Source organism: Rhizobium sp. 01N447_2, from assembly GCF_056399245.1.
The window spans coordinates 1-25,162 of record NZ_JBFTQY010000026.1 but is presented as its reverse complement, the minus strand read 5'-3'; the positions used below and the strand labels follow the sequence as shown (position 1 = coordinate 25,162).

Annotated in this window: 26 protein-coding genes, 1 tRNA gene and 1 pseudogene; 15 read left to right on the top strand and 13 right to left on the bottom strand. The window is 60.6% G+C overall.

The annotated features are described in order from the left end of the window. Genes trpC through AC1ECN_RS19030 form a run of 3 tightly spaced genes read right to left on the bottom strand, consistent with a single transcriptional unit; the run spans position 1 to position 3,740 of the window. On the bottom strand, positions 1-813 hold the full coding sequence (trpC, locus tag AC1ECN_RS19040; protein ID WP_130655591.1) for an indole-3-glycerol phosphate synthase TrpC: 813 nt from the start codon (positions 811-813) through the stop codon (positions 1-3). Between the two features lie 9 nt (positions 814-822). Beyond that, on the bottom strand, positions 823-1,839 hold the full coding sequence (trpD, locus tag AC1ECN_RS19035) for an anthranilate phosphoribosyltransferase (RefSeq protein ID WP_130655590.1): 1,017 nt from the start codon (positions 1,837-1,839) through the stop codon (positions 823-825). An 8-nt stretch (positions 1,840-1,847) separates the two neighbouring features. Continuing rightward, on the bottom strand, positions 1,848-3,740 hold the full coding sequence (locus AC1ECN_RS19030; protein WP_130655589.1) for a peptidylprolyl isomerase: 1,893 nt from the start codon (positions 3,738-3,740) through the stop codon (positions 1,848-1,850). Between the two features lie 219 nt (positions 3,741-3,959). Here AC1ECN_RS19030 and AC1ECN_RS19025 point away from each other — a divergent pair, with 219 nt between their 5' ends. Then, positions 3,960-4,241, top strand: a complete 282-nt coding sequence (locus tag AC1ECN_RS19025; protein WP_024322644.1) for a hypothetical protein — start codon at positions 3,960-3,962, stop codon at positions 4,239-4,241. Between the two features lie 80 nt (positions 4,242-4,321). Here AC1ECN_RS19025 and AC1ECN_RS19020 read toward each other — a convergent pair whose 3' ends face one another. Next, a complete protein-coding gene (locus AC1ECN_RS19020) occupies positions 4,322-4,576 on the bottom strand; it encodes a GlsB/YeaQ/YmgE family stress response membrane protein (protein WP_018072140.1) in 255 nt (84 codons plus the stop codon). 888 nt (positions 4,577-5,464) lie between these two features. Between AC1ECN_RS19020 and AC1ECN_RS19015 the strand changes: the two genes are divergently transcribed. The 3 genes from AC1ECN_RS19015 to AC1ECN_RS19005 all read left to right on the top strand — a co-directional run bounded on the left by AC1ECN_RS19015 (position 5,465) and on the right by AC1ECN_RS19005 (position 7,941). Next, positions 5,465-5,620: a hypothetical protein gene (locus AC1ECN_RS19015; protein WP_024322643.1), complete on the top strand. Its 156-nt coding sequence runs from the start codon at positions 5,465-5,467 to the stop codon at positions 5,618-5,620. A gap of 514 nt (positions 5,621-6,134) precedes the next feature. Continuing rightward, positions 6,135-7,016, top strand: a complete 882-nt coding sequence (locus AC1ECN_RS19010) for a transglutaminase family protein (protein WP_018072137.1) — start codon at positions 6,135-6,137, stop codon at positions 7,014-7,016. Between the two features lie 97 nt (positions 7,017-7,113). Beyond that, positions 7,114-7,941, top strand: coding sequence for a transglutaminase-like domain-containing protein (locus tag AC1ECN_RS19005; RefSeq protein WP_477953806.1), 828 nt, complete (start codon positions 7,114-7,116; stop codon positions 7,939-7,941). A 52-nt stretch (positions 7,942-7,993) separates the two neighbouring features. Here the strand turns inward: AC1ECN_RS19005 and AC1ECN_RS19000 are convergent, their stop codons facing one another. From AC1ECN_RS19000 to AC1ECN_RS18990, 3 genes are all read right to left on the bottom strand, one after another. Then, positions 7,994-8,215 (bottom strand): alkylphosphonate utilization protein, encoded by a 222-nt coding sequence (locus AC1ECN_RS19000; protein ID WP_018072135.1) that lies wholly within the window; start codon positions 8,213-8,215, stop codon positions 7,994-7,996. Positions 8,216-8,838: 623 nt separating this feature from the next. Further along, complete coding sequence (locus tag AC1ECN_RS18995; protein ID WP_477953804.1) at positions 8,839-9,564, bottom strand: 3-keto-5-aminohexanoate cleavage protein; 726 nt, start codon at positions 9,562-9,564, stop codon at positions 8,839-8,841. A 249-nt stretch (positions 9,565-9,813) separates the two neighbouring features. Further along, positions 9,814-10,710: a LysR family transcriptional regulator gene (locus AC1ECN_RS18990; protein ID WP_477953803.1), complete on the bottom strand. Its 897-nt coding sequence runs from the start codon at positions 10,708-10,710 to the stop codon at positions 9,814-9,816. A gap of 153 nt (positions 10,711-10,863) precedes the next feature. Here AC1ECN_RS18990 and AC1ECN_RS18985 point away from each other — a divergent pair, with 153 nt between their 5' ends. After that, positions 10,864-11,517, top strand: a complete 654-nt coding sequence (locus AC1ECN_RS18985; RefSeq protein WP_024322639.1) for a hydrolase — start codon at positions 10,864-10,866, stop codon at positions 11,515-11,517. A 460-nt stretch (positions 11,518-11,977) separates the two neighbouring features. Then, entirely contained in the window at positions 11,978-12,310 is a 333-nt protein-coding gene (locus tag AC1ECN_RS18980; RefSeq protein ID WP_024322638.1) for a hypothetical protein, read from the top strand. A gap of 500 nt (positions 12,311-12,810) precedes the next feature. Here AC1ECN_RS18980 and AC1ECN_RS18975 read toward each other — a convergent pair. Both AC1ECN_RS18975 and AC1ECN_RS18970 read right to left on the bottom strand, forming a co-directional pair. After that, positions 12,811-12,900, bottom strand: a tRNA-Ser gene (locus tag AC1ECN_RS18975). A gap of 196 nt (positions 12,901-13,096) precedes the next feature. Further along, positions 13,097-14,272: a GGDEF domain-containing protein gene (locus AC1ECN_RS18970; RefSeq protein WP_130672615.1), complete on the bottom strand. Its 1,176-nt coding sequence runs from the start codon at positions 14,270-14,272 to the stop codon at positions 13,097-13,099. A gap of 182 nt (positions 14,273-14,454) precedes the next feature. On the opposite strand from AC1ECN_RS18970, the gene AC1ECN_RS18965 reads away from it, so the two are divergent. Continuing rightward, a complete protein-coding gene (locus AC1ECN_RS18965; RefSeq protein WP_011652042.1) occupies positions 14,455-14,781 on the top strand; it encodes a GYD domain-containing protein in 327 nt (108 codons plus the stop codon). Positions 14,782-14,882: 101 nt separating this feature from the next. Here AC1ECN_RS18965 and AC1ECN_RS18960 read toward each other — a convergent pair whose 3' ends face one another. Both AC1ECN_RS18960 and AC1ECN_RS18955 read right to left on the bottom strand, forming a co-directional pair. Then, a complete protein-coding gene (locus AC1ECN_RS18960; protein ID WP_018072125.1) occupies positions 14,883-15,086 on the bottom strand; it encodes a hypothetical protein in 204 nt (67 codons plus the stop codon). Between the two features lie 86 nt (positions 15,087-15,172). Next, positions 15,173-15,412 carry a hypothetical protein gene (locus AC1ECN_RS18955; protein WP_130655583.1) on the bottom strand — a complete coding sequence of 80 codons (240 nt, stop codon included), beginning with the start codon at positions 15,410-15,412 and terminating at the stop codon, positions 15,173-15,175. A gap of 350 nt (positions 15,413-15,762) precedes the next feature. Between AC1ECN_RS18955 and AC1ECN_RS18950 the strand changes: the two genes are divergently transcribed. From AC1ECN_RS18950 to AC1ECN_RS18935, 4 genes are all read left to right on the top strand, one after another. Continuing rightward, entirely contained in the window at positions 15,763-16,869 is a 1,107-nt protein-coding gene (locus AC1ECN_RS18950) for a septal ring lytic transglycosylase RlpA family protein (protein ID WP_477953799.1), read from the top strand. A 71-nt stretch (positions 16,870-16,940) separates the two neighbouring features. Next, positions 16,941-18,134, top strand: coding sequence for a D-alanyl-D-alanine carboxypeptidase family protein (locus tag AC1ECN_RS18945; protein ID WP_477953798.1), 1,194 nt, complete (start codon positions 16,941-16,943; stop codon positions 18,132-18,134). 132 nt (positions 18,135-18,266) lie between these two features. Further along, the gene (gene tmk, locus AC1ECN_RS18940) at positions 18,267-18,947 is read left to right on the top strand and encodes a dTMP kinase (RefSeq protein ID WP_477953796.1); all 681 of its coding nucleotides are present in this window, start codon (positions 18,267-18,269) and stop codon (positions 18,945-18,947) included. Between the two features lie 8 nt (positions 18,948-18,955). Next, on the top strand, positions 18,956-19,981 hold the full coding sequence (locus AC1ECN_RS18935; RefSeq protein WP_130672613.1) for a DNA polymerase III subunit delta': 1,026 nt from the start codon (positions 18,956-18,958) through the stop codon (positions 19,979-19,981). A gap of 38 nt (positions 19,982-20,019) precedes the next feature. On the opposite strand, the gene AC1ECN_RS18930 is transcribed toward AC1ECN_RS18935, so the two are convergent. Next, positions 20,020-20,808 (bottom strand): sulfite exporter TauE/SafE family protein, encoded by a 789-nt coding sequence (locus tag AC1ECN_RS18930; protein ID WP_018072119.1) that lies wholly within the window; start codon positions 20,806-20,808, stop codon positions 20,020-20,022. A gap of 233 nt (positions 20,809-21,041) precedes the next feature. Between AC1ECN_RS18930 and metG the strand changes: the two genes are divergently transcribed. The 3 genes from metG to AC1ECN_RS18915 are packed head-to-tail and all read left to right on the top strand — an operon-like array spanning position 21,042 to position 24,208. Continuing rightward, positions 21,042-22,592 (top strand): methionine--tRNA ligase, encoded by a 1,551-nt coding sequence (metG, locus tag AC1ECN_RS18925; protein ID WP_018072118.1) that lies wholly within the window; start codon positions 21,042-21,044, stop codon positions 22,590-22,592. A 4-nt stretch (positions 22,593-22,596) separates the two neighbouring features. Continuing rightward, positions 22,597-23,379 carry a TatD family hydrolase gene (locus AC1ECN_RS18920; RefSeq protein WP_018072117.1) on the top strand — a complete coding sequence of 261 codons (783 nt, stop codon included), beginning with the start codon at positions 22,597-22,599 and terminating at the stop codon, positions 23,377-23,379. A 4-nt stretch (positions 23,380-23,383) separates the two neighbouring features. Beyond that, positions 23,384-24,208 (top strand): MBL fold metallo-hydrolase, encoded by an 825-nt coding sequence (locus AC1ECN_RS18915; protein WP_018072116.1) that lies wholly within the window; start codon positions 23,384-23,386, stop codon positions 24,206-24,208. Positions 24,209-24,229: 21 nt separating this feature from the next. Here AC1ECN_RS18915 and AC1ECN_RS18910 read toward each other — a convergent pair whose 3' ends face one another. Continuing rightward, a complete protein-coding gene (locus tag AC1ECN_RS18910) occupies positions 24,230-24,838 on the bottom strand; it encodes a TerC family protein (RefSeq protein WP_018072115.1) in 609 nt (202 codons plus the stop codon). Between the two features lie 119 nt (positions 24,839-24,957). Here AC1ECN_RS18910 and AC1ECN_RS18905 point away from each other — a divergent pair. Continuing rightward, positions 24,958-25,162 (top strand): annotated as a pseudogene (locus AC1ECN_RS18905) (hypothetical protein); the annotation flags it as partial.

Here is a 25,162-nt window from a genome sequence, read left to right as displayed (position 1 = left end):
TCATTCGGCCGCGATGGCGGCTTCGCCAAAGAGCAGCGCGCGGGTGGCGGCGGCGACGTTCTCTTTGCGCATCAGGCTTTCGCCGACAAGGAAGGTATTGATGTCGACGGCCTGCAGGCGCTTGCAATCGGCATTGGTGAAGATGCCGCTTTCGCCGACCAGCAGCCGGTCGTCAGGCACCATGGGAGCAAGCGCCTCGCTGACCGTCAGGCTGACCTCGAAGGTACGCAGATTGCGGTTGTTGATGCCAATGAGCGGCGAGGAAAGCTTCAGCGCCCGCTCCATCTCTTCGGCGTCGTGGACCTCGACCAGCACGTCCATGCCGAGGCCGAAGGCTTCGTCCTGCAGGCGTTCGGCTTCATCGTCGGACAGCGAGGCCATGATCAGCAGGATGCAGTCGGCGCCCCAGGCGCGGGCCTCGTGCACCTGATAGGTCTCGAACATGAAATCCTTGCGCAGCGCCGGCAGCGCGCAGGCCGCGCGGGCGGTTGTCAGAAATTCCGGCGCGCCCTGAAAGCTCGGCGTGTCGGTCAACACCGAAAGGCAGGCGGCACCGCCGGCCTCATAGGCGCTCGCCAGCGATGGTGGATCGAAGTCCAGGCGAATGAGACCCTTCGAGGGGCTCGCCTTCTTGATCTCGGCGATCAGGCCGAAGCGGCCGGCGTCACGCTTGGCAACGAGCGCCTTGTGGAAGCCGCGCGGCGCGGACTGGCCGGCCTGCATCGCCTTGAGATCGGCAAGCGACACTGTCGCCTTGGCAGCGGCGATCTCCTCGCGCTTGTAGAGTTCGATCTTCTTCAGGATATCGGTCATCGGGCAATCCTAGTCGATATCGTTGGAAACGGCGATGAGTTTGTCGAGGGCGAGCGCAGTGGCACTGCTATCCAGCGAATGCGTGGCAAGCTTCATGCCGTCGCGGATCGTTTCGACCTTACCCGCGATGACGAGCGAGGCGGCGGCATTGGCGAGCGAGATATCTCGATAGGCATTCTTGGCGCCGCCGAGCACCTCGCGAAGGGCTGCGGCATTGGCGACACCGTCACCGCCCTTGATATCGGCGAGCACGCAAGGGCTGACGCCGAAATCGGCGGGCGAGAGCTCGAAGGTGCGGATCTTGCCGTCTTCGAGTGCAGCGACTTTTGTGATGCCGGTGGTGGTGATTTCGTCGAGGCCGTCGCCATGGACCACCCAGACGCATTCGGAGCCGAGATCGCGCATGACTTCGGCAAGCGGCACCAGCCATTGCGGCGAGAAGACGCCGAGCAGCTGGCGGCGGACGCCGGCCGGACTGGAAAGTGGCCCGAGCAGATTGAAGATCGTGCGCGTGCCGAGCTCCACCCGCGAGGGGCCGACATGGCGCATGGCGGAATGATGCAGTTGCGCGAACATGAAGCCGACGCCGGCTTCGGCGATGCAGCGAGAGATGGTCTCTGGACCGACGTCGAGCTTGACGCCGAGTGCCGCCAGATTGTCGGCCGCGCCCGATTTCGAACTCAGCGCCCGGTTGCCGTGTTTGGCGACGGGAACACCGGCGCCGGCGACGATCAGCGCTGCCAGCGTCGAGATGTTATAGGTGCCGCTGGCATCGCCGCCGGTGCCGACGATGTCGATCGCATCGGCCGGCGCCTCGACGGTCAGCATCTTCGAGCGCATTGCGGTGACGGCGCCGACGATCTCATCGACGGTTTCGCCGCGCACACGCAACGCCATCAGGAAGCCGCCGATCTGCGAGGGAGTCGCCTGGCCCGACATCAGGATGTCGAAGGCGGCGCGGGCCTCGTCACGCGTCAGCGGCTCGCGGCTTGCGGCCTTGGCCAGGAACGGCTTCAGATCGGTCATAAAGCCTCCTAGCGGACCGTCGCCTGTTCGGCGAGCGTCTGGTTGATCTGCGCCCCGTACTGCGTCTGCAGCAGGTTGACCATCTGATCGAGAATATCATCGCCGGCGGCATTGGCCATGGCGGTGATCTGGGCATCGCGGTTGTTCAGCACATCGCCGGTCGGCTGGGTGTTGACCTCGTTGACCTTCAGCAGGATCTGCGTAGAGGGATCGGCGCCGACAGCACTTGCGACCGTATCGACCGGGCCGGAAAAGGCGGCGGTGACGCCGGCTCGGCCGAGGACCGCATCATCGGTGGAGCGGGTGATGCCACTCTTGCTTTCGACGGCAATGCCGAGCGGCGTTGCGATATCGGCAAGTGCCTTGCCCTTTTGCGCCTCGGCCTTCAATTCATCGGCCTTCTTGGCGAGCTCGGCCTTCTGCTGCTCCGCCGTCCAGTCCTCGACCGCCTTTTCGCGCACCTCGGCGACCGGGCGCTCGCGGTCCGGCGTGATTTCGCGGACGTTGAACCAGACGTAGCCGTCATTGCCGATCGAAAGCGGCGGTGCATCGACGCCGACCTCGGTCTTGAAGGCTTCGCCGAGCAGTTGCTGCTTGGCGGGGAGATCCTTGACCTCCTTGCCGTCCTTGTCGGCGCCGGTCATATCGACGGCGTCGACGGCCACTGCGGTGAGCTTCAGCTGGCCGGCAATATCCTCGAGCGTGGAACCGCCTGCGCGCAGATCCTCGATGCGATCGTGAACGTTGATCACTTCCTGAGAGGCGTTGGAGAGCGCCAGCTGTTTGCGGATATCCTCCTTCACCTCGTCGAAATTCTTCGTCGTTTCAGACTTGATGTTGGTGACGCGCAGGATGACGGGGCCGAAGGAGCCATCGACGACAGGCGTCGTGCCGCCATCGCGCGAAACTGCAAAGGCCGCATCGGCAACGGCCTGGTCGGGAACCTTGTCCTTGGTGAACTCGCCGAGCAGCACATCGCTTGCCGTCTTGCCCTGGTCGGAAACCAGCTGGTCGAAGCTGGTGCCGCTCTTCAGCGCCGTTTCGGCGGCGGTGGCAAGATCCTTGCTGGCGAAGGTCAGCTGCTCGATGGTGCGGCTTTCCGGCGTGCGATAGGTATCCTTGCTCTTGTCGAAGGCTTCGTGGATCTGGTCGTCGGTGACGGTCGCGGCATCGGCGATATCGGCGGGCTGCAGCTTGAGATAGACGAGCTTGCGGTATTCGGGCGCCCGGTAGCGCTGCTTGACGCCTTCGAACCACGTCGCCAGCACGTCGTCGGCAGGCGCCTTGATCGGCTCGATATTGGCGTTGGTCAGCAGCAGGTAGTCGATGCTGCGGCTTTCGTCGCCATAGAGCTTCATGGCATCGACCAGCGTCTTCGGCGCCGTGAAACCGTTGGAGATGGCATCGACCACCTGGCTGCGGACAGCGACCTTGCTGCGCTCCTTGATGTAATCGTCCTGGCGGATGCCGGCATTGCGAAGACGCGAGACGAAAAGCTCGCGGTCGAACTGGCCGTTGACGGCCTTGAAAGCCGGATCGTCGGCAATCAGCTGGGCGAGGCGATCCTGCGACAGGCCGAGGTTCATGTCTTCGGCGAGCTGGTCGAGCGAGGCGCCGGCGACGAGCTGGGCGAGCACCTGCTGCTCGATGCCGAAGGCGCGGGCCTGCTCGGGGGTGAGACGCGTGCCGAACTGCTGGCTGACGCTTGCCACCTGGCGCTGATAGGCGAGGTGGAATTCGTTGACGTCCACATGCTGATCGCCGACGGTCACGACCGTAGTGCTGTTGCTGCCCGTGATCAGCGACCGGGAGACACCCCAGATGCCGAAGGACGCGACGAGCAGAAGCATCAGCAGCTTGGCGACCCAGGTCTGAGCGGCTCTTCTCAGGATGTGGAACATAGAAACGCAAACCTCGCAGTATCATTGACCCGCGCGCGGGCGGACATTCGACGTTCCTTAAAACAAACCCGACAGGAAATGAAGGGTTTGTCGCGCGAAAAGCTGCACAAGGCGGCCGCTCAGCCGCGGCGGCTTTGCGGCGAACAAAAGATCGGTTGCGTCGGAACCTTTCGGGCCGCCATTTCGTTGAAGCGGCATCCCATGAAACAGGAGCAGACCATGGCAGAATTGAAAACCGCCTCCGCCGAATCCACCGCCGCGCGCGTCAAGGCTGACATAGCAGCAGACGATCTGTCGGCACAGGTCGCAGCCCTTCGCAACGATCTCGCCCGGCTGACGGAAAGCGTGGTGGCGCTGGGGCAGGGGGCGAAGTCGGCGGTGACCGACGAGGCCTCGCTGATGACGGAGCGGCTGCGCGACAAGGTGCGCGAAGAACCGCTCGTGGCACTCGCTGTGACGGCAGGCATTGCCTACGTGTTTGGCCTGCTCAGCCGCCGCTGAACCGAAATTCAGAGTGCAGAAAAGCCGGGCGCCATCAACGCCCGGCTTTTGGTGTTTGCATCAGTCATTGAAAGGAACTGTCAGCGGCGGACGACGCGCCCGATCGCGATCAGGATGCAGGCCCCGACGAAACCGGTGATCAGATAACCCAGCCAACCGGCGAGCGGCTGGATGTGCAATAGACCCAGGACCCAGTTAGCGACGATAGCGCCGACGATGCCGAGCAATATGTTCATGAGCAAACCCATGCTGCTGCTCATGGCCTTTTCCGCCAGCCATCCAGCGACACCGCCGATAATGATAGCTGCAATCCAACCCACGCCTGCGTTTTCCATGGTTATCTCCCTCCTGGCAAAACGAGTCACAGAATGCACGAAACGAAAGGAAGTTCCACTCCCAGTTACTGAGATTGCTTGCAGGTTCAGCAACTTATGTGACTCACGGCTGCAACATGGTGACCGGAGAGTACAGCGCGTGGGCGGCAATCTGGAACAGGAGGCCGGCAATGGCGAGCATTGCGAAGCTGAACGGCATAATCAAGCTTTTGCTAAACATCTTTCCTCTCCCGTATTGTGTAAAGCATAAGCGGAAGCTGACGGAGCGCAACAATATTGTTAACGGATAGTTAAGGCTGGCAATTAATTAAAATTCAATACATTCACCGTTTCCGTAATACTTTCGGGTGACGAAACGTTTCTTCTGCAGCCTTGCCGTGTCAGCTGACGATCATCTGCGATCTTGCGCTCCAGGCCTTCCGGTCTGCGACGCCTCGTCGACATTGGCTACAGAAGCAGCGGCACCCGAAGATGCAATCTCTGCGGATCGCAGACAATCGGGCCGGAAACGGCCGGCTCTATTCCAGTGATCACACGCGGCCGGCGGGCAATCAGGTTCGATGAACGATCAGCATGAAGAAGAGGAAAGACGCCGTCGCGACCGTTGCGGCGAAGGCAATCTGATAATCCATGTCGTTAACCCCCGGTTTGGATGGCTCGCATTAACGCCTGCGGCGTCGCGGGGTTCCATGCCGGCAGTTCGCGCTTGTTACCTGCGGATTGATTTTGCCGAAGAATGCGTCATCTTCCCTAGAACAGGATGATTTTAGGCCCAGTCAGCCTAAAATCCTATTCTAGATTAAGAGTTAGAGCATGATGTCGTCCGAAAACCGCTCACACTTTTCGGCATCATGCTCTGAATTGCAATTCAATCGGGGAAAACACTTGATGTCAAAAGCTGCAATCGCCATCGCCTGCGTCTGCCTGCTGACACTTTCCGGCTGCGGCAACACCGCATACGGGCTGAAGAAGGATGGACAGGAAGCGAGCCACGCAATGGACAACGCGACACATCGGGTGCTTTCCGCCGGCGCCAAGAAGTGATGCAGGCGACGGAATAAAAAAGCCCGCCTGGGGTGAGGCGGGCTTAGGATAACAGGGAGAATGGACGGATAGACTCCGCCTCCACTAATAAAGCACTTCCTTAATCGTGTGGCTTTACGTCATTCGACGTAACTGCGACCGGCAACGATCCGATGCGACCATGATTCGGAATCGAATCAGAGATACCGGGACCGAATCAATGGTATTGGATCGGGTCAGAAGTTGCCCCAGTTTTGAGCGCGGGCACGGGCGCGAATAATCCGGTATTCGCGACCGCCATAGAGCGAGCCGATTGTCAGCAGAAGCGTCAGAACGTCCCAGATGATATGCATGTTATCCTCTTAGGTTGGACGGTTCCGCCGTCGATCGGTGAAGATACAATAGCAATCTTTCGGATGTGCTTATATGACAAGAAATCGGGATGAGCGGAGAAGCGGGCAGGGCGCTTCCGCAAAGGAGAGGCGGCATCGCCGTCTTGGAGCAGCAAAGTGAACAGATTACCGGACGGCGGCTCATGACGATTTTCTCCGTCCGCCACATCACGTCCTATCGTTACGTCAGGGAGGTCGAATTCGGCGAGCATCGCTTGATGTTCCGACCGCGCGACAGTTTCGACCAGCGGCTGATCGAAGCGTCGTTGACGATCTATCCTGAGGAAAGTCATGTGCGCTGGATCCACGATGTTTTCGGCAATTGCGTGGCGCTCGTCGATATTTCGAGGCCGGCGTCCGAGCTTCGTTTCGAAACCTGGATCACGCTCGATCATACGCCGCAGGTCGCTCTGGATCTTAAGGTGGACGACGAGGCCCTGACCTATCCATTCTCCTACGACAAGGATGAGATTGCCGATCTGACGCCGGCGATGCAGCGCCATTATCCAGATCCGAACGACGAGGTCGGACGCTGGGCGCGCCAGTTCGTGCGCCTTGGGCGTCCGACCGAGACCGGGCACCTGCTAATGACGCTCTGTTACGCCATTCGGGAAAGCTTCGTCTATGCGCGGCGCCAGGAACATGGGACGCAGACGCCGGTCCAGACCTTGCAGCTTCGTTCCGGCACCTGCCGGGATTTCGCGCTTCTGATGATGGAGGCGGCACGCGTCCTCGGCCTCGCGGCACGGTTCGTCACGGGTTATGTCTATGTTCCCGACCGGGACGGCTCCACCGTACTCGGCGGCGGCTCCACGCATGCATGGTGCCAGATTTATCTTCCAGGCGCCGGCTGGACGGAGTTCGATCCGACCAACGGGATCGTCGGCAACCGCGATCTCATTCGTGTCGCCGTTGCCCGCGATCCGCGCCAGGCAGTCCCGTTGAGCGGCAGTTATGACGGGGATGGGAAGGATTTCGACAGCATGACGGTGCAGGTGAACGTCACCACAAGGCCATATGGCTAGCCATGCGGTGACGGTCCCGGGCTTGCGGGAACCGGGTCGCGCGATCAGCGTTCCCTACTCACCTCTGCCGAAGCAGAGAGGCGATAAGGAAGCCACAATGAAGATACGCGCCGGGTTTCATCTGGGCTACGAATGCATGCAGCCAACGCCGATGCTGCTCGTCCTCAATATTCACCCCTCCCGTCGTGCCGATCTTCTCAGCGATCAGATCCTGACATTCGACCGGCCGATCGAGGCCTGGGGCTATACCGATGTGTTCGGCAATGCCTGCAGCCGGATCGTTGCCCCGCCGGGACTGACAACGATCTCCACGGAATTCGAGATCTACGACAGCGGCCAACCCGACATCGTTCCCGACGATGCTGTCCAGCACGCAATCAACGACCTGCCCGACGATGTGCTGGTGTTCCTGCTCGGCAGCCGCTATTGCGACACCGACAGGCTTGCAGATTTCGCCTGGGCTAGGTTCTCGTCAACGCCGCTCGGCTGGGCGCGCGTCCAGGCGATCTGCGATTTCGTCCATGACCATATCACCTTCGATTACCTGAAGGCCGACGTCCTCAGGACCGCGCATGGCGGCTTCACCGACAAGGCGGGCGTCTGCCGCGACTTTGCCCATCTCGCCATCGCGCTTTGCCGATGCATGAATATCCCGGCCAGATATTGCACCGGCTATCTCGGCGATATCGGCGTTCCGATCGATCCCAATCCGATGGACTTCAGCGCCTGGTTCGAGGTGTTTCTCGGCGGCCACTGGCATACGGTCGACGCCCGCCACAATACGCCGCGCATCGGCCGGATCCTGATGGCGACCGGCCGCGACGCCACCGACGTCGCCATGTCGACGGCCTTCGGCCCGGCAACGCTTTCCCGCTTCGAGGTGATCACCGAGGAAGTGCCGCCGGAGCCGGTGAAAGYCGATTGATTGGGGGCGGCCCTTCATGCGTCGATAGCGAGCACCGCGGGCAAGGATGACCCTATGCCTTCTTCAGGAATTCCGTTTTCAGCACCAGGCCTTTGACCTGCTTGGTGCTGCATTCGATCTCGCCCGGATTGTCCGTCAGGCGAATGCCCTTGACCAGCGTTCCACGCTTCAGCGTCTCCGAGGTTCCCTTGACCTTGAGGTCCTTGATCAGCGTCACGGAATCGCCATCGTGAAGCTGCGTTCCGTTGCTGTCCTTTACAATGATGTCGGCCATAATGTCCCCGCGGCTATTCAAAGTGCTACAGCGTCCTTTGCGCGTCTGAAAGGCGCGCGGCGCTGTCGTGATCCCGGACGGGAAATCATGTTGGAATGGGATAGTCAATGCGAAGGGGCCAGTCAGTCCGATCTTCATACCCTACGCGGCCTTTCTTCAGCATCCCAAGGGTCTGCATTGATCCCTTATCGGCGCCGCCCAGCGCGCGGCGATAAATGAGCCCGGTACTCATCCGCCGTAGCGAAGCTCAGACCAAGGTCCGACCTGTCCCGGACTTCATGCCGATACCAAAGCTTCGACCGCTGTCATAGATTTTGCGCCGGGGCGAGTTTGCGGAGTTTTTGCTGTGACTAAAATTATCGTCGCGGGGATGGTACTGGCACCGCTTATCTTCTGGGGTTCTGTCGGCGTCCTGGTATACTCGTATCTCTCGTGAATATTCTTCCGTGGCCGAGGTGCTGATTGATCATTCGCATCGGCGGGTGCGGCATCATGGAATGAGGTAGTCGATCCGCGCGAAAATCGGAAAGCTTCCATTCCAGTTGTCATGGTTCCAACTCGCGAACAGCGATCAGTCGGCCGGAATCAAGTGGATCGACGACGACGAAAATTCGATGTCGGGATCAGTTCGATTGGCCACGGAAGATGGCAACGGCCGCAGCGACCAATGCGGCGTTGTCGCTCGCAATCGTCCCATCCGGGAGGTGCTTGCCGTCTTCCAGGCCGACGCGGGTGGAATAGTGCCGCTCGCGCGCCGATCTGACGAAGGGCCAGACCGTCCTGTCGAATCCATGCAGAAGGATCGGCCGATTGACGAGGCTGCGCTCGAGCACCTCGATGATGCCATCCYTGATATCCCCTGCGCGCTGCAGATCCTGCTCGTCGTCGAGCTCGATCAACAGTCGAAAGACCCGCTGATGATCTTCGAGGCTGGTGTAGCGCTCCGCATCGGCCACCGATGCCAGCCCGACTTCGATGCCGACGCCCTTTTGCCGGAGCAGCTGGATGACGCCAGGCGCATCGTCCTCCGACAGGTTCACCGACGCATAATCCGGCAGGACGGACCAGTGGCGGATGGCTTCCCGCGTTTTCTCCCGATCGCCTTCGACCCAGGCGCCTGTGGAGACGCCGATCAGCGTTCCTGGACAGACCCGGCGAATCGCACCGACCGTGTCGTCGACGGCGGCAAGGCTCTCCTTGCCATCGGCTCCGCGCGGATGAACATGGAGCTCCGCGGCGCCGGCAGCGACTGAAGCCGCGGCATCGCGCACCATGGTATCGATCGTCAGCGGAAGGAGCGGATGGAAATCGCTCGGACGTGCGCCGTTGATGCAAGCTTGAACGATCATAAAAAGAGCCTCGCGCTTGGTGGACCGCTTAAGACACCGGGCATCCCAAATTTGGAAACTCGAAGACTTGAGGTGCTGCTGTGACAGTCATTCCCCTTGTTGCCGTGTGATGTCTGGACGTCTTGGCGACGCCGGCCAGAGGACGGCCACGTGATCTCGTGGCAGCGACCTGACGTCAATCTGCCGCCCGACCCCATTCTTAAGTTAATGGCGGTCGCGTCCTGCTGCAGCCTGTATATCATCTCATTGTCAACGGAAAGGAGCAGGCGCAAGGTGCGGAGGCGGTTCGCAATACTCAATCAGCAATTCGGTGAGGACCCGTATCTTCCGTGCGGGATGCTGACCTGGCGGGCGGATGACATATGCAGCCGCCGGGGGTGGTGGATAATGCGTCATGACCGGCACAAGCGCGCCGGAGGCTATATATTCATGGGTAAGGCAATCAGGCAGGTAAGCGATCCCTAGTCCTGCTGCCGCGGCGGCGACGAGAGCAGGGCCGTTGTCGGCCTTAAAGCGCCCCTGCGGACGAACCGTGATGATCTCGTCGCCATCCATGAGTTGCCAGGCTTCGGTGCCCTGCATGAGGGCCTCATGAGCGACGAGTTCCTCCGGCGTCTCGGGCGACCCATGCGCCTTGATGTAGTCCGGGCTGGCGACGAGCTTCCCATAGAGTGGTCCGACGCGTCTTGCGATTAAGTTGGAGTCCTGAAGATAGCCAACCCGTATCGCACAATCATAACCCTCTGTGATGAGATCGACGAAGCGATCACTGTAGCACGTGTGGATTTGGAGCTGGGGGTGGCGGCGCGCCATTTCCGCGAGGATGGGAGCGAAGTGAGTCTGGCCGAAAGAAAGCGGCACGGCGACTCGCAAGCGGCCGCGAAGGTCACCAGCGGGTAGGATCGTTTCCTTGGCCACGTCGATCTCGGCACAGACTCTCGCTGCATAATCTCGGAACGTGGCCCCTRCTTCCGTGAGAGCGGCGCCCCGGGTGGTCCGTGCAAGAAGCTGGACACCAAGTTCTGCTTCAAGCCGGAAGAGCCGCCGACTGACGATTGACTTGGAGACGCCGAGCCGGAGCGCAGCAGGCGAGACTCCCCCGGCATCAGCCACTTCCACGAAGGTCTGCAGTTCTTCGATGTCCATTTAGCGTTCCCCTTTCCGCGACACAGCTTGCCATAAAAGGGTGCTACCGCATCCCGGATAGGAACGGCAATACTGCTTGCAGGCAACGTCGCCCCTGGCGCATGTCTCCCGCAAAACCAATGCCGCTCATGGGCGGCAGCAAAGGAAGTAATAATGACCTTTCGTAATGGCCTTGCTTCGCTTCTTCGTCCCGAAGATTCGGTACTCGTTCTGATCGACCACCAGCCTTACCAGCTCACGAACCTGAACAGCCACGATCCGCAGGCGGTGGTCAACAATTCGACGGCCCTGGCGAAGGCCGCGAGAGCTTTCGGTGTTCCCACCATCCTGACGAGCGTGATCGCCGATCGGGGCGGTCTGATCTTCCCGCAAATCACCGATGTCTTCCCGGGCCAGGAGGTGATCGACCGGACGTTCATCAATACCTGGGAAGACAGGAAGGTCGTGGACGCGGTCAAGGCGACCGGCCGCAAGCAGCTGATCATCGCCGGCCTGTGGACCGAGGTATGCGTCGCGATGCCGGTGATCCAGGCGCTCGGCGAAGGCTGGGATGTGACTGTTATCACCGACGCGTCGGGGGGCACGTCGGTCGAGGCCCACGAGGTCGCCATCCAGCGCATGATTGCGGCTGGCGCGAACATGATGACCTGGCTGGCGTTGGCGTCCGAATGGCAGCGCGACTGGGCTCGGACCGAGCACGCCGCAGAGTTGACGGAGGTGCTCAAGCAGCATGCCGCTGGTAGCGGTATCGCGTACCTGTGGGAGCAGCAGCTGCTCAACACGCCTGTGCCTCGCAACGCAGGATGATCTAAGGGGGGATGCAGAGATTCTCGAACGACGCGTTGCGAAGGCTGATTGCTTATCGAGCCTCTTCATCCCCTCTCAATCGGAAGGCCGTCCATGCCTGGATGCTCGCGGTCGGCATGTTGATCGCGTTGCAGGCACCGGGTCAGCCCTAGCAGGATGGCACGGCTTACGATGGGGACTACGTTAATGATGCCCTTCGGTTCGACGCTGGCGGAAGCATTGACTCCCTGCACCGCAACGAGCTTGGCGTCTCCATCATCACGGGCTTCATCGGGGATCGCCTCATCGCGGACGGATGGTAGTCAACGCGACCATTCCACCCACCCACACAAGCGCCGGCGCGATCACCACCCGCGACCATACCAGCGGCGCGCCGGCCGGTGTTTTCCGGGAAGCGCGCAGCCGTTCATCGGAGGTTAATGCTAATTAACCCAGAATCGCAGCCTGAAAGGATGCGCCGATGAAAATGCTTTTTTCCTCACTTGCAGCCATGATCTTGGCTGCATCTTTCGCCCTGCCGCTAAACGCCGCGCCGATCGTCGTGCCGAACGCAGTACATATGCACACCCCCGACGTCGAGCAGATCAAACACCGTCGCCACGGTAATGGACACGCGTATGGCCACTGGAAGAGAGACCGGTACGCTTACCGCGACTGCCGGTATTACGGCTCGTGCTATCGTCCGCGGTACTACGGCAGTCGCAACTATTACAGCAGCCGCGACTATTACGGCTATCGCGACTATTACCCCTATCGTCGTCGGTCAGGTGTGACCGTGTATTTCGATTTTTAGTCGGCAGTGCCACGGACACCAACATTGGCGCCCCACAGTGCGCCTTCGGCCTCACGAGTTGCGCTGCCAGGAGATTAAGGGCAGGGATGGGGATTATCGGCAGTAGCCACAGAACGGTCTTGGATAAAAAGAAAGGGCCGGGCGAATGCTCGCGCCGACCCTTCTTTGATTGCGTCAGCACGGTGCCAGTACATCCGTGGTCACCAGCAAAAGCCATCTGATAGATTGAATTTATGCGCCTCGTGAATTTTTGCAAGGATTAGAGGGTGCTGATTTAGGGCTAGGTGAGGGAGGCGCAATAGCCACTGTACGACGAGAAGTACGACACGCGCTCTAAGGGCGCTAGTTGCTTGGCCGATCCGTCCAATCGATCATCGGGGCGACCGCAAACGGAAGCCCTTCCATAGCGCGCCGATGCCACTTAGATGGAACCTGCCGTTATGATAAGCGCGTAATTCTTGGCAGAAAATCTGAAACTACCTAACAAAATCAATGATCTATGGCGGAAGAGGTGGGATTCGAACCCACGGTACGGTTTCCCGCACGCCGGTTTTCAAGACCGGTTCCTTAAACCACTCGGACACTCTTCCATCTGATTGAAAGGTTGAGACATCAACATTCTGTTGATTTCCACCAACCGGCCTTTGCGGCCGATTTGCTACCCAATCACTCGATGGCTGGCTTTTTAGCAGCTTTGATCGCAGCGTCAACTTGCTCTGCAGCATTTGCCAGCATCTTCGCTGTGACGTGCGAATAGCTCGAGCGTGAGCCGATCTTCGGTGTTCTTCAGCCTGCGCGGGCCGATCGCAGTTCCGGCGCAAGAGTGCTGCTGGTCAACCCGTTGCTGCCGAACAGCTCAACCCTGTTGCGACCCGTGTTTTTGGCAATGTAGAGCGCCTGATCTGCACGTTTCTGGACGTTTTGTTCGGTCAGACCCGCTTCCCAAAGTGCCACACCTGCACTGACGGAAGGGGTGACCTGATTTCCTTCGAAGACAAGGCTCACGGCGTTGACCGCCTCGCGTATCCGCTCAGCGAGCGCAAAAGCAGAAGATTGCGTTTGGCCGCAAAGAAACAGGCTGAATTCCTCGCCGCCCAGCCGGCCGAACACACAGGAAGGGGGGACACTCTGAGCAATCGTCCGAGCAACATTTATGAGAACGACATCGCCTTTGTCGTGTCCATACATATCGTTAACACGCTTGAAAAAGTCGATATCGATAAGGATGAAGGCGTCTCCCGGGCCGAGGCTTTTCGGAAGGGAATTGAAGAAATGCTGCCGGTTGGGAATGCCGGTCARCATATCGGTATTTGCAAGTCTGATAAGCTTCTCTTCGGCTCTTGCCTGCACGAGGACGAGCACGAATAGAGCCACCGCGAAATGACAGATGATCAGCAGAAAGAATGCGTAGCGCGGCGGAAGGGGCGCATCGTTTGGAAAGATGAAGCCAACGACGACCAAAGCCGAGAGAGCCGTCGCCACCCATATAGAGGCGGAAAGACCAAGTCGCGCGGTAAGACGCTCCTGGAAAAAGTCGCGGGCGATCACGAAACCTGACAAGGCAAGCAGGATGGTGGCGCTGCCATTGAATACGGATGCTCTCAATCCATTGTTCAAATACCATGGGGTGATCGCCGCACTCAGCGTCAGGACAATGGGCAGGAGCAATGGCCACCAGTCTCGTGGAGAGTTTTGACGCCGGCTGAGGCCGAAAAGCCCAACTGCCATCAGCCCGTAGCCATTGGCGCCCAGCGAAAAGCTCCAGAACGTCCTGGCATCATCGGACATGTGAAGGCTCTCATCTAAACCCGCGAGCGTCGAGGCGATCGCCAGCAGAGTGAAACCGAGGGCAAGTACGCCGAGCCCCGGCGTCGCTCCGGAACGCCATCTCACGTAGAAGAAGCAGATTGCTCCGACGATGAAGGAAGACTTGTGTAGAAGAAGGACAGTCGTAAGATCCATTGCCGGAACCCGATATGAGATGAGAAGCGGGGTCCGAATAACGGCTAAAATCTACTTTTCGATGAACGCTGCGTGAGACTGCCGACAGAGACCGTTGGAAGGTCTATTGCGCACATTGGAAATGACTCGCGTTCTCCTCGGCTTGAGCGTTTACTGTGTTGTTCTGGCGGAGGAAACAAACCATGGCCATGTATCTCACGCGCTTCAGCTACACGCCCGAGACGTGGGCGCGGATGATCGAAAACCCCGAGGATCGCCGAGAGGCGGCACGTAGTTACATTGAATCCGTGGGCGGAAAGCTCCATGGGTTCTGGTATGCCTTCGGCGAGCATGATGGTTGGAATCTGTGGGAGGCGCCTGATAACGTATCGATGGCGGCCGTCGCACTTGCGATCGGCGCAGGAGGCGCGCTCAGCTCTATGGAGACCACCGTCCTCCTCAGCGTCGAGGATACGATCGAAGCCTTGGAAAAGGCGAAGTCGATTCGGTATCGTCCACCGGCAGCATAGGGGGCGCGTCCACCGTTTTCCATCCATGTAGAAGATGAGCGTTTCGCTTATCTCGTTCCCGGCGCAAGCTTTCTGTGAATTGCGCCGGCGACATAAGAGCTTTAGTGTCCGTTAGATCCAAGGCCCCTCGGACCGTTGAGTTGGTTCATATCCTCGCTGAGAGATCGAACTGCCTCCATCGTCACGGCGAGTGCTGACATCAGGATTGCGATGTCGTTGTCGTTATCTGGCTGGGAAAGCGCGCGAGATCGAGCATGCAACTGCTGGCTGACCGTCTCGAGCTGCATAATGGTTTCATCGTTCATGGTGATCCTCCAAAGGTCTAACCATCAAAGCCCGCGGCGGCCATTTCRTTCCCAGCCGTAGCGTCAAATACGCGATCCATGTTGCATCACATCCAATCGGCGACGCCATTACCCAGGTTACCGGCGATCGGCGAACAGCCTGAGCACCTTGAGGTTTCGGCATCCTCGTTCAGTAAGGTTTTGAGGGTCTCGGCAAGATAGAAATTCGTGGAGGGATCATTCATCATCGTCTTGCGCCATAGGCGGGGACCCTCCGCCGCGGCGTTGACGGATGATGAGGCTGTCATAACCATCAGCAAGGTCAAGTATTTGAAAATTCGACCCATTCTTATGCACCAACCCGGATGCCGTGCCGCTCGTGAAGCACGCGCAGGCCGTGTTTCAATATGGAGCTTTGGGGGCGTCCGGAAGCGCCCGGATGTTCACCATATGCCCCGCATCGGCACGATGATTTCTGGCTTCATTGCGGCGATGGAATGGCAGGTAGGGAGGGCTCGCGTTAGTGATTTGTAAACCATAATCATTAGAATTGTCGCTATCGCCGCGAAATTGTTCGTAAAATTGCCACGAACTTAGCAAGATTAAAGCCTCATTAGGCGGGCGGGAATAAGGCGTTGTTGGCCCAAGATGGGGCAAGGTTCCTTAACCATAACGATCTTTGAGCGGCGTGGGGCACATGAAACTGGAATACGGGGCGGCGTCTTTCGCAACGACAGCACGGTGGCTGGCAATCTCGGCGATGTGCGCGACAGTGGCAGCGTGTGGCACGACGCAGGCAGTGCCGAAGAAAAAAGCCCACGGCAAAGAATATTTCTCCGAATCCGAATATGGCGTCAAGGCGAGCCCGCGGGTCGCCACCGGCAACAACATCCCCAAGGGCGGCGGCCGCTATATCGTCGGCAACCCTTACGAKGTGAAGGGCAAGTGGTATTATCCGAAGGAAGACTTCGCCTATAACAAGGTCGGCGTCGCCTCCTGGTATGGTTCGGCCTTTCATGGGCGCCTGACGGCGAACGGCGAAGTCTACGACCAGATGCATCTTTCCGCCGCGCATCCGACCTTCCCGCTGCCGAGCTATGCGCGCGTTACTAATCTCGAAAGTGGTTCCTCCGTCATCGTGCGTGTCAATGATCGCGGCCCCTATCACGAAGGCCGCATCATCGACCTTTCCAACAAGACGGCCGACATGCTCGACCTGCAGCACAGCGGCACCGGCAAGGTGCGCGTGCAATATGTCGGCCGCGCCCGCATGGACGGCCACGACATGCCCTATCTGATGGCGTCCTACTCGCCGAAGGGCAGCCGCATTCCCGGCGTCAATCCGGAAGGGCAGATCGCAACCGGCGTGATGGTTGCCTCCAACAGCCGCAAGATCACCCGCGACCAGTTGCAGAGTTCGGAAGACTACGAGACCCCGGCCAACGTGCCGGTGCCGATGTCGGCGACCTCCTATGCCGGCTCGACGCCGAGTGCACGCTACAATGCAGCACCCGCCGCCGCACCCGCTCTGGCACCGGCTGCCCATGTTCTGGTCGCGCCATCGGCACCGTCCTTCAACAATGGCGCACAGGCCATGGACCAGATGATCGTGCTGCCGGAGATCGGTCCGATGCCCTACGATCGGCCTCAGAATTCGCTGGCGCTCGGCTACCAGAACGAGGAGGTGAAGACGGTGACCGTCGATCTCGCCTTCGATGCGGTGATGGTGCGCAATGACGGGCTGACGCAGGATTCGATCCTTGCCGCGGCCAAGCGTCATCAAGCCAAATCCGCCGCGCGCTGAGCATGGCATTGCATCGGATTCTCCCTCGCTCTAACCTCCCGACATACGCCGCTCCATAAATGGAAATTGCGATGCTGAAGCCCGCGCTTCGCCTGCTTGCATGCCTGATGCCGTTCGTCACCGGCGCGTTTGCAGCCGATGGCGGTGCCGCCGGTTTCGCCACCAAGGCGGCGCAGGCCTATATGATCGAGGCTGCCACCGGCACGGTGCTTCTCGCCAAGAATGAGGACCAGGACTTTTCGCCGGCTTCGCTTGCCAAGCTGATGACGATGGATCTCGCCTTCGAAGCGGTGACAAAGGGCCAGATCACGCTCGATACCGAATATCCCGTTTCCGAATATGCCTGGCGGACGGGCGGTGCGCCGTCGCGGACGGCAACGATGTTTGCCAGCCTCAAATCGCGCGTGCGCGTCGAGGACCTGATCAAGGGCGTCGCCATCCAGGGCGCCAATGATAGCTGCATCATCCTCGCCGAGGGCATGGCCGGAAGCGAGCAGCAATTTGCCGTGTCGATGACGCGGCGTGCCCGCGAGCTCGGCATGGAGAAGGCCGAGTTCGGCAATTCCACCGGCCTTCCCGATGGCAAGAGCAAGGTGACCGCACGCGAGATGGTGACGCTCGCCGCCGCCCTTCAGCAGACCTATCCGAATCTCTATCCGTATTTTGCGCAGCCGGATTTCGAGTGGAACAAGATCTTCCAGCGCAACCGCAACCCGCTGCTCGGGCTCGATCTCGGCGCCGACGGGCTTGCAACCGGCTTTACCGAGGGCGAGGGATATTCGATCGTCGCTTCGGTAGAGCGCGACGGCAGGCGGCTGTTTCTGGCGCTTGCTGGCATCGCCTCCGACAAGGAGCGGACGGAGGAGACCAAGCGGGTGCTCGAGTGGKGACTGACGGCCTTTGAGAACCGGCAGATCTTCGCTGAGGAGGAAGTGATCGGTGCCGCCAGCGTCTATGGTGGCACGTCGCGCACCGTCGATCTCGTCGCCAAGGCGCCGGTCAGCGTCTATATTCCGATCAGCAATCCCGACCGGCTGTCGGCGCGTATCATCTATCACTGGCCGCTGACGGCGCCGGTCATGCCGGATACCCAGGCGGGCACGCTGAGGATTTTCGCCGGCAGCCGGCTACTCAGGGAAGTGCCGCTTTATACGGTGCAGGCAGTCGGCGAGGGGTCGCTCAGCAGCCGGGCGGTCGACGCCATGCTGGAACTCGGCGAATCGCTGTTCTTCTCCTGGCTCTGGGACAAGTCCGCGCCCGGTTGAACATTCGGTTTCCAATGCAATTTGCCGGGAAAGGTGAATATGTCGCCGCGGTGAAAGGTTTTCCTCCCTGATATCTTCGGATAGATAGAAGGAGCGGGGCGCGTGCGGCGCCTGGAATGCGGGAAATTGTCATTGTCATCCGGTACGGGATTGTTCGTTACGTTTGAAGGCGGGGAAGGCGCTGGGAAATCCACGCAAATCCGTCGCCTCGCAGAGGCGCTGAAGGGCGAAGGTCACGACGTGCTGGTGACGCGCGAACCAGGCGGTTCGCCGGGTGCCGAGGCTGTGCGCCACGTGCTGCTGTCGGGCGCTGCCGAGGCCTTCGGCACGCGGATGGAGGCGATCCTCTTTGCGGCGGCGCGCAACGACCATGTCGAAGAGGCGATCCGGCCAGCCCTTGCATTAGGCAAGGTCGTGCTCTGCGACCGCTTCATGGATTCCTCCCGCGTCTACCAGGGTATTACCGGCAATCTCGAGCCCGATTTCATCGAGACACTGCAGCGCATTGCCATCAACGGCGTCATGCCGGATTGTACCGTGATCCTCGACATCCCCGCCAAGGTCGGGCTGGAGCGGGCGCAGAAGCGCGCTGCCGCCGACGGTCCCGATCGCTTCGAAAAAGAGCGGCTCGAAACGCACGAGAAACGGCGCGAGGCCTTTCTCGATATCGCCGCCCGCGAACCGGAGCGCTGCCACGTGGTCAACRCCATGCAGACGGAGGAGGCGATCGCCGCCGAGATCCTGGCGATCGTCAAACAGCTGCTGTCGCCCGCAGGCCGTTTGCGAATGCCGGAAGCCGCCCATCATGAGTGAAGCCCATTATGAGTGAGGAAAGGCCCGGACTGCTCGACGGCGCCATTTGGCCGGGGGAAAATACCAGGCTGTTCGGCCATGAAGAGGCGGAGGCGTTCCTGGCGCAGTCCTACCGGTCCGGCAAGGGCCACCACGCCATCCTGATCGAGGGGCCGGAGGGCATCGGCAAGGCGACGCTCGCCTTCCGCTTCGCCAATCACGTGCTCTCGCATCCTGATCCCGAGACAGCGCCGGAGACGATCGGCGATCCCGATCCTGCCTCTCCCGTCAGCCGGCAGATCGCTTCCGGCGCCTCGCATAATCTGCTGCACCTTGCCCGGCCGGTAGACGAAAAGACCGGCAAGGTGAAATCGGCAATCACCGTCGACGAGGTGCGCCGCGCCGGCAAGTTCTTCTCGCAGACGTCTGGCACCGGCAACTGGCGGATCGTCATCATCGATCCTGCCGACGACATGAACCGCAATGCAGCCAACGCCATCCTGAAGATCCTGGAAGAACCGCCGAAGCGGGCGCTGTTCCTGGTGCTCTCGCATGCGCCGGGACGGCTGCTGCCGACGATCCGCTCGCGTTGCCTGCCGCTGAAACTGGTGCCGCTTGCCGACGATGAACTCGTCGCGGCCCTTGCCCATCTCGGCATTTCAGGCGAGAGCGGGGCAGTGCTTTCGGCCGCCAAGGGCAGCGTCGGTGAGGCGCTGAAACTCCTGAACTACGGCGGTGGCGAGATCATTGCCGCCTATGACGAGATGCTTGCCGCCGAGGGGCCGACGGCCCGCAAGGCGATGCATCGGCTGGCCGACGCGCTTTCAGGCAGGGAAAGCGACACGATCTTCGATTTCTTCGTCAGCCATGTCGGTGACGACATCATGAACCGCGCCCGCGCGGCAGCGGGCGAGGGGCAGATCGCCGCGGCGGAGCGGCTGGCGCGGCTCTATTCCGAGATCACCGAGCGGCTCACCATTTCCGATGGCTACAACCTGGACCGCAAGCAGACGATCATCAGCATTCTCGCCGATATCAAGCAGCCAGGCCTTTAAAGCGCGTCAGCGCTGACACTTTCGGCACCGTGCTCTGATCAGCCGGTCAATAGCTTCAATGCGACGACAGCAAGCGTGGCGGCAAGGACGATGCGGATGGTGCGTTCGTGCAGCTTCGGCGCCAGAAGGCTGCCGATGATGATGCCGGGGATAGAGCCGATCAACAGGGCAAGCAGCATCGGCCAGTCGATCTCGCCGATCAGCCAATAGCCCGTACCGCCGATCAAGGTGAGCGGTACCGCATGGACGATGTCGGAGCCGACGATCTCGCGCACATCGAGCCTGGGATAAAGGATCAGCAGGATCGTCACACCCAGCGCGCCGGCGCCGACCGAGGTCAAGGTGACGAGGACGCCGAGAACGAATCCGAGAATGACGGTGAGGGCGAGGATGGTCGTCGGCTTCGGCGGCGTTCGGTCGCCGATGGCGCGGCGTGCCAGCTCGAGGATCGGGCCTCGGAAGACCAGCATGATCGCGGTCATGACGAGAAGCCAGCCGAGCGCCGTGGTGATCGTATTGGTCACGCCGATGCTTTTGCGATCGACGCCGGCCAGCAGCCAGAGCATCAGCAGGGCGGCCGGCAGGCTACCGGCTGCGAGGCTGCCGACGATCTTCCAGTTGACCCGCCCATGCATGCCGTGAACGGCCGTACCTGCCGTCTTGGTGATCGCCGCATAGAGAAGATCTGTGCCGACGGCGGTGGCGGGATGGACGCCGAAGAGCAGCACCAGCACGGGCGTCATCAGCGAGCCGCCGCCAACGCCGGTGATGCCGACGAGAGCGCCCACAAACAGGCCGGAAAGCGAATAGAGCGGCTGGAATGTCAAACAAGCGCCCCTGACGGCGCGCGGCGACGACCATTCCGGTAGATGAAAACTGGCACTTCGTTCTGTCCCGCCCTCTTTTCCATGACCGGTAGATTGCGGCAGAAGCTGAGTCAAGTTCACGCCCCAGCGTCCCGGAAATCATTGGCGGCGGTAAAACTTGATGTTTCGCTTGACGGTGACATGCGCTAAGAGCGGCTGACCATTTTTATAGAGTTAGCCGGACATTGGCCGCCATGACAGACAAGACACCCTTCTACATCACCACCGCGATTTCCTACCCCAACGGCAAGCCGCATATCGGCCATGCCTATGAGCTGATCGCGACGGATGCGATGGCGCGCTACCAGCGCCTCGACGGCAAGGATGTGTTCTTCCTGACCGGCACCGACGAACACGGCCAGAAGATGCAGCAGACGGCGCGCGCCGAGGGGATCACCGCGCAGGCGCTCGCCGACCGCAACTCCGGCGAATTCCAGGCGATGGCGACGCTGCTCAACGCTTCGAACGATGATTTCATCCGCACCACACAGGAGCGTCATCACGAGACGTCGCGCAACATCTGGAAGCTGATGGCCGACAATGGCGACATCTACAAGGACAGCTATGCCGGCTGGTATTCGGTGCGCGACGAGGCCTATTACCAGGAAAACGAGACGGAGCTGCGCGCCGACGGCGTGCGCTACGGGCCGCAGGGCACGCCCGTCGAGTGGGTGGAAGAGGCAAGCTATTTCTTCAAGCTCTCCGAATACCAGGAGAAGCTGCTTGCCCATTACGAGGCAAACCCCGACTTCATCGGTCCAGCCGAGCGCCGCAACGAGGTGATCTCCTTCGTCAAGTCAGGCCTCAAGGACCTCTCGGTCTCGCGCACGACCTTCGACTGGGGCATCAAGGTGCCCAACGATCCCGCCCACGTCATGTATGTCTGGGTCGACGCGCTGACCAACTACATCACCGCGACCGGATATATCGAGGACAGGAACGGCCCGCGGGCGAAATACTGGCCGGCCGACGTGCACATCATCGGCAAGGACATCATCCGCTTCCACGCCGTCTACTGGCCGGCCTTCCTGATGTCGGCGAAGCTGCCGCTGCCGAAGCGGGTGTTTGCCCACGGCTTCCTGCTCAACAAGGGCGAGAAGATGTCGAAGTCGCTCGGCAACGTCGTCGATCCGGTCAATCTGGTGAACCATTTCGGCCTCGACCAGGTGCGTTACTTCTTCCTGCGCGAAGTGTCCTTCGGCCAGGACGGCAGCTATAGCGAAGAGGCGATCGGCACCCGCATCAACTCCGACCTCGCCAACGGCATCGGCAATCTCGCCAGCCGGTCGCTGTCGATGATCGTCAAGAATTGCGACGGCAAGATCCCGGAATGCGGCGCGCTCAGCGACGAGGACAGAGCGATGCTGGCTGAGGTCGACGCGCTGCACGCCTCGACCCGCGAGGACATGGGCAAGCAGCAGATCCACCGGGCGCTCGCCTCGATCATTTCGGTCGTTTCCGAGACCGATCGTTATTTCGCCGGCCAGGCGCCGTGGGCGCTGAAGAAGACCGATCCGGAGCGTATGGGCACCGTGCTTTACGTGACCGCCGAAGTCGTGCGCCAGATCGCCATCCTGCTTCAGCCCTTCATGCCGGAATCATCCGGCAAGCTGCTCGATCTTGTCGCGGCAGCTGCAGACAAGCGCGATTTTGCTGCCCTCGGCGAAGCCGGCCGTCTGGTTGCCGGAACGGCCCTCGAAGCGCCGACGCCGGTCTTCCCGCGCTACGTGGCTCCGGAGGCTTAAGGCCGTGCTGATCGACACGCATTGCCATCTTGATTTCGCCGACTTCGAGGCGGAGCGGGACGAGATCGTCGCGCGTGCGCATTCGGCTGGTGTTGCCCAGATGGTGACGATCTCGACGCGGGTGCGCAAGCTCGAGACGCTGCTTGCCATCACGGAGAAATATCCCTCGGTATTTTGCTCCGTGGGCACGCATCCAAACAATGCCGACGAAGAGCTGGATATCCAGACGGAAGAGCTGGTGCGACTCGCCAATGTCCATCAGAAGGTCGTCGCGATCGGCGAGGCCGGTCTCGACTATTTCTACGATACGCAAAAGCCTGAGGACCAGCAGACCGGCTTTCGGCGCCATATCGCGGCGGCGCGGGAAACGCAGCTGCCACTCGTCATCCACAGCCGCAGCGCCGACGAGGACATGGCTGAGATCCTGACCGAGGAAAGCGGGAAGGGGGCCTTCCCCTTTATCCTGCACTGCTTCTCGGCAGGCCCCGAGCTTGCCAAGACCGGCGTCGCGCTCGGCGGATACATCTCCTTCTCCGGCATTTTGACCTTCCCGAAATCGGAAGAGCTGCGAGAGATCGCCAAGACGGTCCCGCATGAGCGGCTGCTTGTGGAAACGGACGCGCCCTATCTGGCGCCGAAGCGCTGGCGCGGCAAGCGCAATGAGCCGTCCTATGTCGTTAACACGGCAGAGGTGCTCGCCGATACGATCGGCCTTTCCTATGAAGAGGTCGCGCGGATTACGACGGAGAACGCTTTCCGCCTGTTCTCGAAGATGCCGAGGATCTAGCGGCGTGCTCTACCGGCGGCGTTTCACCATTCTGGGCTGTTCGTCGTCACCGGGCGTGCCGCGCATCACCGGCGACTGGGGCGCCTGCAATCCCGACAATCCGAAGAACCGGCGCACGCGCGCCGCCTTCATGGTGCAGCAATTCGCACCGGATGGCGGGGTGACGACCGTTGTCATCGATACCGGGCCGGATTTCCGCGAGCAGATGATCAGGGCAGGTGTCGATCATGTCGATGCCGTGCTCTACACCCATCCGCACGCCGACCATATTCATGGTATCGACGATCTGCGCGGCTATTTCCACAATACGCGCCGCCGAGTGCCGATCTTTGCCGACCAATTTACGATGGACAGGCTGCGCGAAGCCTTCGGCTATTGCCTGGAGACGCCGCCGGGCAGCAATTATCCGCCGATCGTTCTGCCGATCGTCATCGAAAATCTCGATGAACCTCTGGAAATCCACGGCCCCGGAGGCACGATCACGTTTCATCCGCACATCCAGCAGCACGGAGACATCCACTCGCTCGGATTTCGTATCGGCGATGTGGCTTATTGCAGCGATATCAGTGACTTCCCGCCGCAAACTGTCGAGAAGCTTAAAGATCTCGACGTGCTGATCATCGACGCGCTGCAATATACCTATCATCCGAGCCATCTGTCGCTGGAACAGTCGCTCGACTGGATCGGCCGGCTGAAGCCGAAACAGGCGATCCTCACCCATATGCACACGCCGCTCGATTACGACGTGGTGATGGCTGAGACGCCGGACCATGTGGTGCCGGCGTATGACCAGATGAGCTTCGAGATCGGGGTCAGAGCCAGGGCCTGAGCCCCGACACTGCTTGCAGGGTCACTGCATATAAGGCAGAACCTCGACGGCGCCGCGGTGGATCATGTCAAGCGAGACATAGAGGATGATCAGCAGACCGACATAGGCGATCCAGCGATGGTTGTTGAGCAAGCGCGCGATCAGGTTTGCGGCGATGCCCATCAGCGCGATCGACAAGGCAAGACCGATGACCAACACGCTCGGATGTTCCCGTGCAGCACCCGCAACGGCCAGAACGTTGTCGAGCGACATCGAGACGTCGGCGATGACGATCTGGGTCGCCGCCTGGAAGAAGGTCTTTCTCGGCGCGCCTTCGGCACCCGCCGCTTCGTGGTTCCCGCCGTGACCGGCGCGAAGCTCGCGCCACATCTTCCAGCAGACCCAGAGCAGCAGCAGGCCGCCGGCCAGTAGCAGACCGACGATCGCCAGCAGATAGACTGCGACGCTGGCAAAGAGAATACGCAGTACGGTTGCGGCCAGAATGCCGACGACGATCGCCTTGCGGCGTTGCGTGGCCTCCAGGCCGGCAGCGGCAAGGCCGATAACCACGGCGTTGTCGCCGGCGAGAACGAGGTCGATAGCGATGACCTGCAGCAAAGCCGTCAGACCGGCTGCCGTAAAGATGTCCATATGAATTGTCCCCAATGCGTCAAAGCCGTGCTAGCGTTTCGAAGGTTTGACGTCAACCGCTGAGGGATTTCGCAGCCGGCGCAATTTGTGGCTCTGCGCATCTGATGGCAGGCGACGTTATGGAACCGCAGGCGATATGGCAGAGCATCGCCATTCCCGTGGAACATTCAACTCAGCCACCGGTTCTTCAGGTCAGGAAACCAGACGTCAGCCAGACTTCGGCCAGAGGTTGGCCAGACTTCGGATTGGCGGCTGGATCTGCACACCGAGAGGAGAGCCAAATGCGCAGCATTTACAACGATACCAACCCGGCCTTTTCAGGCC

Bases quoted from the DNA above. Each gene is read 5' to 3' on its own strand.
- trpC (WP_130655591.1), bottom strand. From the start codon at position 813: ATGACCGATATCCTGAAGAAGATCGAACTCTACAAGCGCGAGGAGATC.
- trpD (WP_130655590.1), bottom strand. From the start codon at position 1,839: ATGACCGATCTGAAGCCGTTCCTGGCCAAGGCCGCAAGCCGCGAGCCG.
- AC1ECN_RS19030 (WP_130655589.1), bottom strand. From the start codon at position 3,740: ATGTTCCACATCCTGAGAAGAGCCGCTCAGACCTGGGTCGCCAAGCTG.
- AC1ECN_RS19025 (WP_024322644.1), top strand. From the start codon at position 3,960: ATGGCAGAATTGAAAACCGCCTCCGCCGAATCCACCGCCGCGCGCGTC.
- AC1ECN_RS19020 (WP_018072140.1), bottom strand. From the start codon at position 4,576: ATGGAAAACGCAGGCGTGGGTTGGATTGCAGCTATCATTATCGGCGGT.
- AC1ECN_RS19015 (WP_024322643.1), top strand. From the start codon at position 5,465: ATGTCAAAAGCTGCAATCGCCATCGCCTGCGTCTGCCTGCTGACACTT.
- AC1ECN_RS19010 (WP_018072137.1), top strand. From the start codon at position 6,135: ATGACGATTTTCTCCGTCCGCCACATCACGTCCTATCGTTACGTCAGG.
- AC1ECN_RS19000 (WP_018072135.1), bottom strand. From the start codon at position 8,215: ATGGCCGACATCATTGTAAAGGACAGCAACGGAACGCAGCTTCACGAT.
- AC1ECN_RS18985 (WP_024322639.1), top strand. From the start codon at position 10,864: ATGACCTTTCGTAATGGCCTTGCTTCGCTTCTTCGTCCCGAAGATTCG.
- AC1ECN_RS18980 (WP_024322638.1), top strand. From the start codon at position 11,978: ATGAAAATGCTTTTTTCCTCACTTGCAGCCATGATCTTGGCTGCATCT.
- AC1ECN_RS18965 (WP_011652042.1), top strand. From the start codon at position 14,455: ATGGCCATGTATCTCACGCGCTTCAGCTACACGCCCGAGACGTGGGCG.
- AC1ECN_RS18960 (WP_018072125.1), bottom strand. From the start codon at position 15,086: ATGAACGATGAAACCATTATGCAGCTCGAGACGGTCAGCCAGCAGTTG.
- AC1ECN_RS18955 (WP_130655583.1), bottom strand. From the start codon at position 15,412: ATGGGTCGAATTTTCAAATACTTGACCTTGCTGATGGTTATGACAGCC.
- AC1ECN_RS18935 (WP_130672613.1), top strand. From the start codon at position 18,956: ATGAGTGAGGAAAGGCCCGGACTGCTCGACGGCGCCATTTGGCCGGGG.
- metG (WP_018072118.1), top strand. From the start codon at position 21,042: ATGACAGACAAGACACCCTTCTACATCACCACCGCGATTTCCTACCCC.
- AC1ECN_RS18910 (WP_018072115.1), bottom strand. From the start codon at position 24,838: ATGGACATCTTTACGGCAGCCGGTCTGACGGCTTTGCTGCAGGTCATC.